Below are 13951 nucleotides of genomic sequence, written 5' to 3'. Positions count from 1 at the left end.
CGACGCATTACCAAAGGGATAAAAATCAATCATGAAAAAGATAGAAGCCATCATTAAACCATTTAAGCTAGATGACGTGCGTGAAGCCTTGTCTGACATCGGTATCACTGGTATGACTGTGTGTGAAGTTAAAGGCTTTGGCCGGCAAAAAGGCCACACTGAGTTGTATCGTGGTGCAGAATATATGGTCGACTTTCTGCCAAAGGTGAAGCTAGATATCGTTCTGGCCGAAGAAGATGTAGACCGGGCCATCGATGTTATTTTGAAAACAGCACAAACCGGCAAGATTGGCGATGGTAAAATCTTTGTCACTGAAGTGGAGCGCGTTGTAAGGATCCGTACCGGTGAAGAGGATGAAGAAGCGATCTAATATCAATTTTACTTAATTAAGGAATTGATGCAGCAGATCATTGACTTATCGGGAAAAGACATAAAAACGCCGGGCACTGTAAGCAGTCCCGGCGTTTTCAATTGTTCTGTGAATACGTTTATTGCTGACGTTGCTGGTTTTGCTCTTTGGCTTTACGAGCGTTGTCGCTAAGCTCCTCAAGACCAAGCATCGCATAGCTCTTCTCCATCATCTCAAGCGCTGGTACAAGATAGCTGCTTTGTGAGAAGTGCTCAACAACATATTTACCCCGATTAGCGGCGGCAAGATAGGCTTCACGCTCAAAATAGTAGTTGGCAACCTTTAGCTCATAACGTGCCATTTTGTTTAGCAGCCAGGCAAGGCGCTTCTTGGCTTCCGGCACATAGGCGCTGTCAGGATAATTCTTTACCAGAGTCGACAAGTCTTGAAACGCAACACGTGTCCGACTTGGATCGCGGTCTGCGCGGTCGATGCCAAAGTACTCCTGGAAGCCGTTCTCATCAGCCTTAATGTTGATCAGGGCTCGCATATAGTACATATAGTCGAGGTTCTTATGATTGGGGTTAAGACGTAAAAAACGATCTACCGTCGCCAAAGCCTGTTCCGTATTCCCTGTTTGATAAAAGGCATAGACCAAGTCCATTTGCACCTGATGAGAATAAGGGCCAAATGGATAGCGTGAGTTGATGGCACTCAACAGCTCAATTGCGCGGGCATATAGGCCAGAGTCGAGTGTTTGTTTGGCGTCTTCGTACAATGCCTGCACAGATTTATTTGGTACGCGTTCTATTTCTTCTTGTTCTGGGGCGGATGAGCAGGCTGCTAATCCCAATACAGATGCGCTCAATACGATTGCGAAAGCGCGTTTTCCCAACGTCTTTATCATTTTATTTTACTACCTTCGTTATCAGGCTAGGCCAAGTCGGCAAAACCGAGTAAACTATGCATTTATGCGATTCTAACCCAGTCGAGCATGGCTTGCACTGGTATTTTAGGTAAAGTTACACATGTCTGAGCAAATTTCTCTACAAGCCGATGTGCCAGTGGAACTGGGCGGTAAACGTCTAGACCAGATTTTGGCGCAATTGTTCCCTGATTTTTCACGTTCCAGAATAAAAACTTGGATCCTTGACGAAAAAGTCACCGTCAACGGTGATGTACTTGCTATCCCCAAGGAGAAGTTGCTGGGTGGTGAAGTGGTTGCGGTGGAAACGCAAATTGAGGCTGAGCGGGAGTACGAAGCGCAGGACATCGCGTTAGATATCGTTTATGAGGATGATGACATCCTAGTGATCAACAAGCCAATGGGTCTGGTTGTTCACCCGGGCGCTGGCAACCCCAATGGTACCGTGCTCAATGCATTGTTACACCACCACCCCGAGATCATCAATGTCCCGCGTGCGGGCATAGTGCACCGTCTTGATAAAGATACCACGGGATTGATGGTGGTGGCCAAGACCATAGTTGCGCAAACACATCTGGTGAAAAACCTGCAAGCACGTGAAAACTTTACCCGTGAGTATGAAGCGATATGTAATGGCACCATGACAGCCGGTGGCATGATAGAAAAGCCTATTGGTCGTCATGCGACTAAACGCACGCATATGGCGATCCACGAAATGGGTAAGCCTGCGATCACGCATTATCGGGTTGCCGAAAAGTTTCGGGCACACACGCGTCTGCGTTTACGTCTCGAGACCGGTCGTACCCACCAGATCCGTGTGCATATGGCTTATCTTAAGCACCCCTTGGTGGGTGATCAGCTTTATGGTGGTCGCCCCTGCCCGCCACGCAATGCATCGTCAGAGTTTCTTGATACGCTCCGGGGCTTTAAACGTCAGGCACTACATGCGGTAAAATTGCGTATTGCACATCCTGTCAGTGGTGAGGTAATGACCTGGGAAGCGCCGATCCCGGAAGATATGCAGCAGCTCACCGCGGCACTGCGTGAAGACAGCAAACAGAACCCCCAGATAGATTACTAATATGATCTATCCGGATTGGCCGCTACAGGGGGTCGTTGGTGCCCTGTCTACGACAAGACAGGGAGGCGTATCTGCGGCCCCTTTTGATGGTTTCAATCTGGCCTATCATGTCGGCGACACCCCGCAGGCTGTCGCACAGAACAGGGCACAGTTACAGGCTGAGGTGTCGTTGCCAATCGTCTGGCTGGAGCAAGTACATGGTAACACTGTTATCCACGTTGATGACGACTATGATATTGCTTCACTCCCTCAGGCCGATGCCATTTTTACCCGCTCAGCCCAATTCGCTTTGGCAATCATGACCGCAGATTGCTTACCGGTGCTGATTGCCAGTGAAAATGGTCAGGAAATAGCGGCTGTTCACTGTGGCTGGCGGCCATTGGCGGCCGATATTCTTGCCAAAACCCTTTCGTATTTTCAAACGCCCGTAAGTCAACTGCATGTCTGGTTAGGCCCGGCTATTGGCCCTCAAGCTTTTGAAGTTGGCGAAGAGGTCTTTGAGCAGTTTGTCGCTCTCAGTCAGATACATAGCCACGCCTTTATACGTCAGGAAAACGGCCACTATCTTGCCGATATTCATCTTCTTGCCAGACAGCGGTTGAGTGAGCTGGGCGTTACCTCTGTATTTGCACAGGCACACTGTACGGTCACTCATCCCCAATATTATTTTTCTTATCGCAGGGACCGCCGCTGTGGCCGAATGGCCAGTTTGATTTGGCGCAAATAAATCTCGTTCTTTTGCTTTACACACCTTGATCAAACTCTCTGTGATACCCATTTTATAGGTAACTAAGTTATTTATAAGGTTATTTAGGGTATGCGAATAGATAGGTTTACCAGTAAATTTCAAGCTGCGCTGTCCGATGCACAATCGCTCGCATTAGGGCGGGATCATCAGTTTATTGAGCCTGTACATTTAATGTACTCTTTGCTGCAGCAAAGCGGCTCCAGCGTTCGTGCTTTGTTCGCTCAGGCAGGGGTCAGTGCCGATGAGCTGAACACAAAACTTTCTCAGGCTATAGAAAAGCTGTTTAAGGTTGAAGGAGTCGGCGGTGATGTGCAGTTATCAAATAACCTTATTTCATTAATCAATTTATGTGACAAGTATGCACAGAAACGCAAAGACAAATATATTTCCAGTGAGCTGTTTGTGTTTGCGGCGTGTGAAGATAAAGGCCCGCTGGGTGATATTTTCCGCTCCCTGAATATCTCCCAGGACAAAATTGAAAAAGCCATCAAAGCTATTCGAGGTGGTCAGAAAGTGGATGACCCGAATGCCGAAGATACGCGTCAGGCATTGGAGAAGTATACGATAGATCTGACTGAGCGTGCTGAGCAGGGCAAGCTGGATCCGGTGATAGGTCGTGACGATGAAATTCGCCGAACCGTTCAGGTTTTGCAGCGTCGTACCAAGAATAACCCGGTGCTGATTGGTGAGCCTGGCGTTGGTAAAACGGCTATTGTAGAGGGTCTGGCACAGCGTATCATCAACGGTGAAGTCCCCGAGGGCCTTAAAGACAAACGTGTGTTATCGCTTGATCTTGGCGCGCTGGTAGCCGGTGCAAAATATCGCGGAGAATTCGAGGAGCGCCTCAAATCAGTGCTGAATGAGCTGGCTAAAGAAGAGGGCAGGGTGATCCTCTTTATTGATGAAATCCATACCATGGTGGGTGCTGGCAAGACCGATGGCGCCATGGATGCGGGCAATATGCTCAAGCCAGCGCTTGCACGCGGCGAATTACATTGTGTGGGAGCAACAACACTGGACGAGTATCGCCAGTATATTGAAAAAGACGCCGCGCTGGAGCGACGCTTTCAGAAAGTCTTTGTTGCAGAGCCCAGTGTCGAAGACACCATTGCGATTCTGCGAGGTTTAAAAGAGCGTTATGAATTGCATCACTCCGTTGATATTACCGATCCAGCCATTGTCGCTGCGGCACAGTTATCACATCGCTATATCAGCGACAGGCAATTACCGGACAAGGCCATTGACCTTATTGATGAAGCCGGTTCGTCCATTCGCTTACAGATAGACTCTAAACCGGAACAGCTGGATAAGCTGGAACGTCGCATTATCCAATTAAAATTGGAAGACAATGCACTGGCGAAAGAAAAAGATGAAGCCAGTCAGAAGCGTCGCAGTGAAATGCAGACTCTGATCCAGCAGTTGGAAACAGAGTATCGCGAGCTTGATGAGGTGTGGAATGCTGAGAAGGCTTCATTGCAGGGAACACAGGTCATCAAAGCTGAGCTGGAGCAGGCACGTCTTGATCTGGATGTGGCGCGCCGGGCAAGCGATTTGCAACGTATGTCAGAGTTGCAATATGGTCGCATCCCGGAGTTGGAGCGCAAGCTGGATTTAGCCTCTCAGGCTGAGATGCAGGAAATGAGTTTGCTGAAGAACCAGGTTGGTGAAGATGAAATCGCGGAGATTTTGTCACGCTGGACAGGGATCCCGGTGGCAAAAATGCTGCAGGGAGAGCGCGACAAACTGCTGCAGATGGAAGATGAGTTGCATAGAAAGGTCATAGGTCAGGATGAGGCCGTCAGTGCGGTGGCCAATGCCATTCGCCGTTCGCGCGCGGGTCTGGCCGATCCTAACCGGCCGATTGGCTCATTCTTGTTTTTAGGTCCGACAGGGGTTGGTAAAACAGAGCTGACCAAAGCGCTGGCTGGCTTTATGTTTGACACGGAAGATGCCATGGTGCGCATTGATATGTCGGAGTTTATGGAAAAGCACTCGGTGGCACGTTTAGTAGGGGCTCCTCCGGGTTATGTGGGATATGAAGAGGGTGGCTACCTGACAGAAGCCGTTCGTCGTCGTCCTTATTCCGTGATTTTGCTCGACGAAGTGGAAAAAGCACACCCGGATGTGTTCAATATTTTGCTTCAGGTACTTGATGATGGTCGCTTAACCGATGGTCAGGGACGCACTGTAGACTTTAAAAATGCGGTGATCATTATGACCTCTAACCTGGGTTCCGACGTTATTCAGGAGCAGGCGGGGAGCAATGATTATGCCGTACTTAAGCAACGCGTTATGGATGTACTGGTGACGCAATTCAGACCTGAGTTTATTAACCGCATCGACGAAACGGTCGTCTTCCACCCACTGATCAACGAGCACATAAAGCAAATTGCGGACATTCAGCTGTCAAAGTTGCGCCAGCGTTTGCACGATAAAGGGTTTGGTTTTGAACTTACAGACGGTGCGCTGGATAAGATTGCGGCCAGTGGTTTTGACCCGGTATACGGTGCACGACCACTCAAGCGTGCGGTCCAGCACTATATCGAAAACCCGCTTGCACAGCAGCTGCTGCAAGGGGATTTTGATGTCGGGGACGTGATAAAGGTAGATGTTGATGAAGACGACATCGTTTTCACGCGTTAACTCCTCCATAGCGGGCGGCAATATGCCGTCCGTATCTATTTAAATTCAACGTACTGAGGTTGGGGGTTTTACTGTGATATGTTAGAGTTCCTTATCGCCACATAAATACGCATCTTCCATGGAAAAGCTCTTTCGCCAGTATGGCATTTTTCAATTTGGTGGCAGCACTGAATTATGTGTTCAGGACTTGCCACTGACATCACCCTGCGATCAACAGGTGCTGGTCAAAGTTATCTCAACGTCTGTTAACCCCATTGATATCAAAACACGTAACGGCCTTGGGTATGTCGCGCAAGGTAAAGTGACCGATGCGTTCTTGCCTCTGGGCTATGATGTATTGGGCGAAGTAGTGCAAACCGGTGATACTGTAATCGGGTTTGAGCCGGGGGATAGGGTGATAGGTATGGTTGGCTTTGCCAGTCATCCTGGAAGTTATGCCAGCCATGTTTATTGCAACGCCTGTGAATTAATTAAAGTTGAACAGAATGCAGAAGCCAGTTTGGCCGGTCTGTGTCTTGCGGGGTTGACTGCATGGCAGGCGCTGGTCGATTTTGACCCTGAGAAAATGCCTGTATATGTCAATGCAGCGACCGGAGGAGTTGGTCATCTGTTACTGCAAATCGCCAGATTACGCGGTTTTGATGTGATCCCTGTCAGTCGTCGCACTGAGCATCAGGTTTTCAGTATCTTGGGCTTTCAGGCCATTACGCTGGACGCGTATTTGTCACAGCCTCGTAAGGGTCTCTTGATTGATTTAGTTGGGGCTGAGCTGGGACAGAGTATGACGCAAAACCTACTTGCGGGCTCTGAATTAGTCACTGTTCCTACAGTAACAAAAGATCAGGTGTTAGCTGTTGCTCACCAACAAGGGGTGACGGGACGTGGACTATTGGTTGAAGCAAACCAGGTACATTTGGCATGTTTATATGAAGCCGTATGTGCAGGCCAGTTGCAGGTATTGGTTGATCAGCAATTTAAATTAAGCGACATTCAGCAGGCGCACGAGTTTGTTGAACAAGGTGCGCATTTTGGCAAAGTGATCATTACCGCTTGAGTATTCGTAATTTGCCCCAATTGACAGTAGCATTGTGTATTACTGAGCACCGGGCCTCGAGGTATTAGTTTTTGAAACAGTTAAATTTACAAGGCAAGTTAGAAGCGCTTGCGACATCGGCACATCGTAGCGCCTTGCGTGGCATAAAACGTGGGATTGAACGAGAAGCGCTGAGAATTAAGTCATCCGGAGAGATTGCCAAAACCCCGCATCCTCGTGGAGCTGGCCATGCGTTGACACATGGTGCGATCACAACTGATTTTTCCGAATCTCTCCTGGAGTTTATTACGCCTGTCAGCGAATCACCCGAGGAAACACTCTCTCAGCTGAGAGACTTGCAAAAGTATACCCTGAGCCATATGGGTGATGAACTCTTGTGGCCAATGAGTATGCCGTGCTTTATCCAACATGAAGACGACATTACCCTGGCGCAATTTGGCCAGTCAAATATTGGCCAAATGAAAACTTTGTATCGGGAAGGCCTGAAAAACCGCTATGGTAGTATGATGCAGGCCATCGCTGGGGTGCATTTTAATATTTCGTTTCCCGATTCTTTGTGGCAAAGCCTTCAAACACTGACGGAGGATACTCAACCTCCACAGGCATTTATTTCGGATCAGTACCTGGGTCTTATTCGAAACTTTAAACGTGAACTGTGGCTTATCAGTTATCTGTTTGGTGCTTCGCCAGCTTTGTGTCATTCTTTTTTGCAAGGCAAAAGCAGCGAATTGCCGTTCAAAAAGCTGGGACAGGGAACACTATATCTTGAATATGGCACAGCACTGCGACTGGGGGACCTGGGTTACACCAATAGTGCGCAGTCATCATTGCGAGTTACATACAACAGCCTGGATGACTATGTTGCGGGGTTGCAAAAGGCCATTCGTAGTCAATCAGATCTGTACCAGCATATTCCGGATTATCAGCACGAAGCACCGAAACAACTCAATAAAAATATCCTACAGATAGAAAACGAATTCTATTCGCCTATCCGACCCAAACGAAATGGTCGCTCAGGAGAAACCCCAACTCAGGCACTTAGCCGGGGGGGCATTGAATATGTTGAGATCCGAGCGCTGGATGTCAATCCATTCAGTGAGACCGGGATTGACCTTGAACAAATCCTGTTTTTGGATGTATTCCTCACATACTGCTTGTTGAAAGAGTCTCCTGCGCTAAGCTGGGAAGAGCAAAAAATCTGTGACCTAAATTTACAGCAAGTCATCAATGAGGGTCGTAATCCTGATGTGGTCCTCCACAGAGGAACAGAAACAGGCTCTTTAAAACAGTGGGGTCAGGATATTTTTGAACAATTGCACCGTGTTGCAGCTGTGCTGGATGAAGCGCATGGTGCTGAGCGCTACGCACCAGTGATAGCCAAGCTTAGTGAGTGGGTTAATCGTCCTGAGCTAACCATTTCTGGACGTATTGTTGACCAACTAACCAGTCAAGCCCAGGACAGCGGTAAACTGGCTTTGTCACTGGCGCAGCGGTACAAACAATACCATGTGTCAGACGACTATCATGTATTTCAGCAAGCAGCTCTGGATACCATGAGCGAGCGATCATTTGCGGATGAGCAAGACGTTGTTGCAAAAGACAATGCTACGTTTAACGAATTTTTGCGGGACTACTTTTCTCGGGCATAAAAAAGCGCAGCCAGTAGGCTGCGCAAATAAATATCAGGGATGAAACAATGCTAAACTGCTGCATTCAAAGAGTAAGACCGGCACAATTTATAAAAGTTCAACGAGTTCATAAAAAAATGAGAAAAAAAATACTTTTATTTCCTTTGTTGGCTGCATTGGCTGGCTGTGCGACAGCACCTCCGAAGCAACCGAATGATATTTGTAAAATTTTTGAAGAAAAAGACGATTGGTATTTTGATGCAAAAGATGCCCAAGAAAAGTGGGGGTCACCTAAACACGTATTAATGAGCATGATGTATCAGGAAAGCTCGTTCAGGCATGACGCCGCGCCTCCTATGGAGTACTTTTTATGGGTCATCCCTATTGGCCGTGCCAGCAGTGCTTATGGCTATTCACAGGCAAAAACACCGACATGGAGCGACTACATTCGTGAAACAGGGAATTCGGGCGCAGACAGAGATGATTTTGAAGATGCCATAGATTTTATGGGGTGGTTTGTCTATAAAACTCATAAAATCAACGGCGTTTCCAAGTGGGATGCCTATGCACAATACCTCAACTATCATGAAGGTTGGGGTGGCTACCGACGGGGTACTTATAAGAAGAAGCAATGGCTGATGAAAGTGGCCAATAAAGTGAAGCATCGTGCTTCGCGTTATGGCGCTCAGCTCAAACGATGTGAGGCCGATCTCGATAAGAGCTGGTTTGAACGTTTATTCTCCTAATGTTACTGTCATTTAATACCAATTTGCTCCTTCAAATTGAACAGGTATTAAGTGAAATTGGTATGACTCCTTCCTTTAAAAATGTGCAGCAGATAAGTGCGCTGCTGCACCAATCTCAATGTTTAATTAGAGCATTGAGCGGAATGACAATTGCTTGTTATTTCCCTATTGAATCAACAAGTAGTATTGCGTGAAAATCGACAATCCCAGGTGTCACACTCATTATGGATAGAGGGCAGGCAGTTGTAGGTTTCGGCACAGTTCAGCGTTGTACAGGTATAGCTGGTACGTGTATCCCAATCACTTGGACAATTTGAAGTAGGTGGCACGCCTCCCGCGACTTTTCCGGTCATTTTTACAGGTAACACTGAGTTGTCGGCTGAGAGTGTTTTTACTTTTTTTTTGTTTAGCTTAAGTTTCATATTATTTCCTTTATTGTGATTAGCATCCGGTTTTGGAGAAACGACAGTCCCACGACATAGGACAATCACCGACAATAGTGTGCGGTGGTGGGCAGGTGTAAGTTTCGCACTGAGTTGATACACAACCACCGCTGGTCCAGCGATCCCAGTCACTTGGACATTCGAGTGTCACTAAGCCACCGGCAACCTTGCGTGTCATTTTCCCTGGCAGCACTGCGCTGTCAGAAGACAAGGCTTTCACGTTTTTCTTGTTCAATTTTAACTTCATAGTATTTCCTTGTTCATTCGAATATGCCCATAAGTTGGGCTGAATTAGTTAACAATAATGAAATTAATTTGTACAGAATGTAGGCAAGTTTTTAAGGGTATATTGGTGAGTTTTTTGTAACTAAAAATGAAAAAGCCGCGTTACGCGGCTTTTTCATTAGTGTGATTTGGCAGGCTTTTTCTTTTTATTGGGGTAAACTTTGACCACCTTGATCATGTTTTCCTTGATTTCGACTACTTCCATGGGATAGCCCGCTATTTTCAGGCCCAACTGTGTCTGCGGAATATCTTCAAGATATTCAACAATCAGTCCGCTAAGGGTTTTTGGGCCTTCAGTTGGCAGGTGCCAACGCATTTCCTTGTTCAGGTCGCGTACGTTCGCGCCACCATCAACCATAACTGAGCCATCATTTTGAACGTCTACCTCGTCGCTCGGGGCTGGCGTCTTGGTTGTGGTAAAGTCACCGACTACCTCTTCAAGGATGTCTTCCAGTGTCACCAGACCCTGAATATCCCCATATTCGTCTACCACCAAACCGATACGCTCTTTGTTTTGCTGGAACTTCAAAAGTTGCGTGTTTAGTGAGGTGCTTTCCGGAATATAGTAAATTTCTCGTACCGCTCGTAGCAGTGATGGCTTGTCAAACTGCTCTTTGGTCAGCAGACGCAAGGCATCGCGAGAGTGGATAAAGCCCACGGCGTCATCTATCTGATCACGATATAGGAGTACTCTTGTGTGCTGAGCATTAGTGAGCTGTTTAGAGATCACTTTCCAGTCGTCATTGATATCTATCGCATTGATCTCACTACGTGGGATCATAATGTCTTCAACCGTCACATGATCTAAATCCAAGATGGAAGTCATCATATCCTGATGGTTGGTTGGCAACATAGCGCCAGATTCATTGAGAACCGTTTTAAGTTCTTCTTTACTCAGGCTGTGTTCTTCTATCTGCTCCGGTGATACGCCAATTAGCTTCAGCATACCGTTGGTGATCCAATTCACGGTCACAACTACAGGGAAGAGTATTTTTAACAACAGCTTAAGAATCACAGAGCTGGGAAACGCAATTTTTTCGGGGTACAGTGCTGCCAGTGTTTTAGGTGTTACTTCCGCAAAGATCAAAATGACCAAGGTCAGAGCAAAGGTGGCAACCACAATACCTGCATCACCCAGCAAGCGCATACCCAACACGGTAGCAACCGCAGAGGCTGCGATATTAACCAGGTTATTGCCGATTAGGATCAGACCAATTAAACGGTCCGGGCGTTTTAAAAGTTCGTCTACGCGCTGTGCCGACTTGTGTTTTTCTTTGACCAAGTGACGCAATCGGTAGCGATTGATAGACATGATCCCGGTTTCCGAACTGGAAAAATAACCCGAGAGCAGAACAAGCACGCCAAGAATAATAAACAAGGCGCTGGTTGATATGTCGTCCAACAGAGGATCCCTTTTTTGCTTACGAAGGAGTATTAAGCGTTAGCCAGATTTCAGAGTCAAGTCAAAAACCGTGAACTTAAGCTAAAACTTAGATTAAAACTTACCTAAGATCACTTCTTGAACAAAGCGACTGCCGAAATAGGCCAAGGTAACGATACCTGACGCACCTAACACTGCAAATACCACAGACTTGCCCCGCCAGCCAAACTGGTGGTGGCCAATGGTAACAGCACTGAACATACACCAGGCAACCAGTGACAATACGGTTTTGTGTAAAAACTCTTTGGCGAACATACCTTCGAGGAACACAAAACCAGAGAGCAGCGCCAGGGTTAATAAGCCCGTGCCAACCGTCAGTAGCTGATAGAGCTGAGATTCAACCTGCATTAACGGTGGAAGGTGGCTGTGCATGATGGCCAGGTCTTTTTCTTTCAGTCTGCGATCAATGAAGTAAAACTGTACCGCATAAAGTGTGGCGATAATTAAGACACAATATGCCAGCAGCGAGAGCGAAATATGCACTACCAGACCAATATCCACGTCCAGCGATTTCATTACAATGTGATGCGGGACAAATAGACTGGCTATCAGGAGTATCGAGGCGAAGCCATAGACAACAGGTAATAACAATGTCGCCGGAAACTTTAAAGAAACCGTTGTTACTGACACCACAATGACCCAGCAGGTAAGCAGCGCAACATTAATGGTGCTGAGATCTTGCCCATCCTGCGTAAACACGGAGTTTACCAGTACCAGCATATGGCTAAGTATCGCCACTGTGCTGAAAATAATGGTCAGCTTTTGACTAGGGCCTTCCTTATGGAATAGGCGCGACAGTACATGCCCGGTGGCAAGTACATAAAACAGACTGGCAAACAAAGATAAACTGATGATCAACATGAATGGCTTTCTACTTACATGCTCCTTTTGTAGGCTATTGTATTTTAAGCTCGGGTTCTTGCATAGAGGCAGGGAAAAAGTTTCTTAACTGACTTGAATACTGTATTAGTGACGCGCATATCAGTATAATGCTGGGCAATTACGACATACTGGAAGCGATAAATGTTTGAGAACCTCCAAGAACGCTTAGGAAAAACGCTTAAAAACATCAGCGGCCGCGGCCGACTAACCGAAGACAATATTAAGGAAACACTCCGTGAAGTGCGCATGGCGCTGCTTGAAGCGGATGTTGCTTTGCCTGTCGTCAGAGACTTTGTGAAGCAGGTTAAAGAGCGTGCGGTTGGTGTTGAAGTGACTAAGAGCCTGAGCCCAGGCCAGGTTTTCATCAAGATCGTGCGTGAAGAACTCGAAAAAGCCATGGGTGAGGCCAACGAGGAGCTCAACCTGGCAGCGCAACCGCCAGCGGTTGTCATGATGGCAGGTCTGCAGGGTGCGGGTAAAACCACCAGTGTGGGCAAACTTGCTAAGTTCTTAAAAGAGCGTAAGAAAAAATCTGTGTTAGTGGTCAGTGCCGACGTCTACCGTCCGGCGGCTATCAAGCAGCTGGAAACCTTGGCCACAGAAGTAGACGTTGAGTTCTTCCCCAGTGATATTTCGCAAAAGCCGGTGGATATTGCTACCAATGCCATCTCACACGCGAAGAAAAAGTTCATCGATGTAGTGCTGGTGGATACCGCGGGTCGTTTGCACGTCGATAACGAGATGATGGGCGAGATCAAAGATCTCCATGCGGCCATTTCACCGATTGAAACCCTGTTTGTGGTCGACTCCATGACTGGTCAGGATGCTGCGAATACCGCGAAGGCTTTCGACGAAGCGCTGCCGCTGACCGGTGTGATCCTGACCAAAACAGACGGTGATGCCCGAGGTGGTGCGGCCTTGTCTATCCGCCATATCACTGGTAAACCCATTAAGTTCATTGGTGTGGGCGAGCGCACTGATGCACTAGAGCCATTCCACCCGGACCGTGTGGCGTCACGTATTCTTGGTATGGGTGACGTGCTGTCATTGATCGAAGAGGTCGAGTCTAAAGTTGATAAAGACAAAGCGGCTAAAGTGGCCGAGAAAGTCTTTAAAGGTGATGGCTTCACGCTGGAAGACTTTGCTGAACAACTACGCCAGATGAAAAACATGGGCGGCATGATGTCCATGCTGGATAAATTGCCTGGTATGTCTAACTTACCGGATGCCGTGAAAGGCCAGGTGAATGACAAGACCTTTAATCAGATGGAAGCCATCATCAACTCCATGACACCACATGAGCGCGCGCGTCCGGAAGTGATCAAAGGCTCACGCAAGAAGCGGATTGCGGCCGGTTCAGGTACTCAGGTTCAGGATATCAATAAGCTGCTCAAGCAGTTTACCCAGATGCAAAAAATGATGAAAAAGATGAAGGGTAAGGGCGGCATGATGAAAATGATGAAGAATATGAAAGGCATGATGCCGCCGGGCATGTTCGGTGGTGGCGGTCCGAAGTTCTAATTCAGACTCAAAATCGAGAAAAGGACAGACTGATTCAGATCACTCTGTCCTTTTTTAATGCTTATACTAATTTCACTTAATACTTGGTCTATTTGAAGAAGCAAATAGGACGCTAACAGCGTTAAAAATTTTTCATTTAGAACAACTAAATAGCAAAATTTTTGCCTTGTTATCGACCCTATTTTCTCGCCTCAAAATAGACCAC

13 protein-coding genes are annotated in these 13951 nt (G+C 47.2%); 8 read left to right on the top strand and 5 right to left on the bottom strand.

Going from position 1 to position 13951, the window contains the following annotated elements:
- The first annotated feature begins 31 nt into the window (after positions 1 to 31).
- Positions 32 to 370, top strand: coding sequence for a nitrogen regulatory protein P-II (gene glnB / locus CWB98_RS08360; RefSeq protein ID WP_010382451.1), 339 nt, complete (start codon positions 32 to 34; stop codon positions 368 to 370).
- Positions 371 to 488: 118 nt separating this feature from the next.
- On the opposite strand, the gene CWB98_RS08355 is transcribed toward glnB, so the two are convergent.
- Entirely contained in the window at positions 489 to 1256 is a 768-nt protein-coding gene (locus tag CWB98_RS08355; protein ID WP_138544450.1) for an outer membrane protein assembly factor BamD, read from the bottom strand.
- A 121-nt stretch (positions 1257 to 1377) separates the two neighbouring features.
- Here CWB98_RS08355 and rluD point away from each other — a divergent pair, with 121 nt between their 5' ends.
- The 6 genes from rluD (at position 1378) to CWB98_RS08325 (ending at position 9174) form a co-directional block, all read left to right on the top strand.
- A complete protein-coding gene (gene rluD / locus CWB98_RS08350; RefSeq protein WP_138544449.1) occupies positions 1378 to 2355 on the top strand; it encodes a 23S rRNA pseudouridine(1911/1915/1917) synthase RluD in 978 nt (325 codons plus the stop codon).
- A 1-nt stretch (position 2356) separates the two neighbouring features.
- Entirely contained in the window at positions 2357 to 3082 is a 726-nt protein-coding gene (gene pgeF, locus CWB98_RS08345) for a peptidoglycan editing factor PgeF (RefSeq protein ID WP_138544448.1), read from the top strand.
- A gap of 90 nt (positions 3083 to 3172) precedes the next feature.
- Positions 3173 to 5746 (top strand): ATP-dependent chaperone ClpB, encoded by a 2574-nt coding sequence (gene clpB / locus CWB98_RS08340; RefSeq protein ID WP_138544447.1) that lies wholly within the window; start codon positions 3173 to 3175, stop codon positions 5744 to 5746.
- Positions 5747 to 5864: 118 nt separating this feature from the next.
- Positions 5865 to 6800, top strand: coding sequence for an NADP-dependent oxidoreductase (locus CWB98_RS08335; RefSeq protein ID WP_138544446.1), 936 nt, complete (start codon positions 5865 to 5867; stop codon positions 6798 to 6800).
- 71 nt (positions 6801 to 6871) lie between these two features.
- Positions 6872 to 8449, top strand: a complete 1578-nt coding sequence (gshA, locus tag CWB98_RS08330) for a glutamate--cysteine ligase (protein WP_138544445.1) — start codon at positions 6872 to 6874, stop codon at positions 8447 to 8449.
- Between the two features lie 116 nt (positions 8450 to 8565).
- Positions 8566 to 9174, top strand: a complete 609-nt coding sequence (locus CWB98_RS08325; protein WP_138544538.1) for a hypothetical protein — start codon at positions 8566 to 8568, stop codon at positions 9172 to 9174.
- A 173-nt stretch (positions 9175 to 9347) separates the two neighbouring features.
- Here the strand turns inward: CWB98_RS08325 and CWB98_RS08320 are convergent, their stop codons facing one another.
- The 4 genes from CWB98_RS08320 to CWB98_RS08305 all read right to left on the bottom strand — a co-directional run bounded on the left by CWB98_RS08320 (position 9348) and on the right by CWB98_RS08305 (position 12204).
- Positions 9348 to 9596 (bottom strand): hypothetical protein, encoded by a 249-nt coding sequence (locus CWB98_RS08320; protein ID WP_138544444.1) that lies wholly within the window; start codon positions 9594 to 9596, stop codon positions 9348 to 9350.
- A 19-nt stretch (positions 9597 to 9615) separates the two neighbouring features.
- The gene (locus CWB98_RS08315; protein WP_138544443.1) at positions 9616 to 9864 is read right to left on the bottom strand and encodes a hypothetical protein; all 249 of its coding nucleotides are present in this window, start codon (positions 9862 to 9864) and stop codon (positions 9616 to 9618) included.
- A gap of 156 nt (positions 9865 to 10020) precedes the next feature.
- Positions 10021 to 11304 (bottom strand): HlyC/CorC family transporter, encoded by a 1284-nt coding sequence (locus tag CWB98_RS08310; RefSeq protein WP_138544442.1) that lies wholly within the window; start codon positions 11302 to 11304, stop codon positions 10021 to 10023.
- 93 nt (positions 11305 to 11397) lie between these two features.
- Positions 11398 to 12204 (bottom strand): cytochrome C assembly family protein, encoded by an 807-nt coding sequence (locus CWB98_RS08305; protein WP_054014099.1) that lies wholly within the window; start codon positions 12202 to 12204, stop codon positions 11398 to 11400.
- Between the two features lie 162 nt (positions 12205 to 12366).
- On the opposite strand from CWB98_RS08305, the gene ffh reads away from it, so the two are divergent.
- Entirely contained in the window at positions 12367 to 13746 is a 1380-nt protein-coding gene (ffh, locus tag CWB98_RS08300) for a signal recognition particle protein (protein WP_046006663.1), read from the top strand.
- Positions 13747 to 13951 lie beyond the last annotated feature (205 nt).

This window comes from Pseudoalteromonas rubra, assembly GCF_005887115.1.
Taxonomy (GTDB): Bacteria; Pseudomonadota; Gammaproteobacteria; order Enterobacterales; family Alteromonadaceae; genus Pseudoalteromonas; species Pseudoalteromonas rubra_F.
This window is presented reverse-complemented; position numbering and strand designations above follow the sequence as displayed.

Coding starts and splice junctions, on each gene's coding strand:
- glnB (WP_010382451.1), top strand. CDS start 32: ATGAAAAAGATAGAAGCCATCATTAAACCATTTAAGCTAGATGACGTG.
- CWB98_RS08355 (WP_138544450.1), bottom strand. CDS start 1,256: ATGATAAAGACGTTGGGAAAACGCGCTTTCGCAATCGTATTGAGCGCA.
- rluD (WP_138544449.1), top strand. CDS start 1,378: ATGTCTGAGCAAATTTCTCTACAAGCCGATGTGCCAGTGGAACTGGGC.
- pgeF (WP_138544448.1), top strand. CDS start 2,357: ATGATCTATCCGGATTGGCCGCTACAGGGGGTCGTTGGTGCCCTGTCT.
- clpB (WP_138544447.1), top strand. CDS start 3,173: ATGCGAATAGATAGGTTTACCAGTAAATTTCAAGCTGCGCTGTCCGAT.
- CWB98_RS08335 (WP_138544446.1), top strand. CDS start 5,865: ATGGAAAAGCTCTTTCGCCAGTATGGCATTTTTCAATTTGGTGGCAGC.
- CWB98_RS08325 (WP_138544538.1), top strand. CDS start 8,566: ATGAGAAAAAAAATACTTTTATTTCCTTTGTTGGCTGCATTGGCTGGC.
- CWB98_RS08320 (WP_138544444.1), bottom strand. CDS start 9,596: ATGAAACTTAAGCTAAACAAAAAAAAAGTAAAAACACTCTCAGCCGAC.
- CWB98_RS08315 (WP_138544443.1), bottom strand. CDS start 9,864: ATGAAGTTAAAATTGAACAAGAAAAACGTGAAAGCCTTGTCTTCTGAC.
- CWB98_RS08305 (WP_054014099.1), bottom strand. CDS start 12,204: ATGTTGATCATCAGTTTATCTTTGTTTGCCAGTCTGTTTTATGTACTT.
- ffh (WP_046006663.1), top strand. CDS start 12,367: ATGTTTGAGAACCTCCAAGAACGCTTAGGAAAAACGCTTAAAAACATC.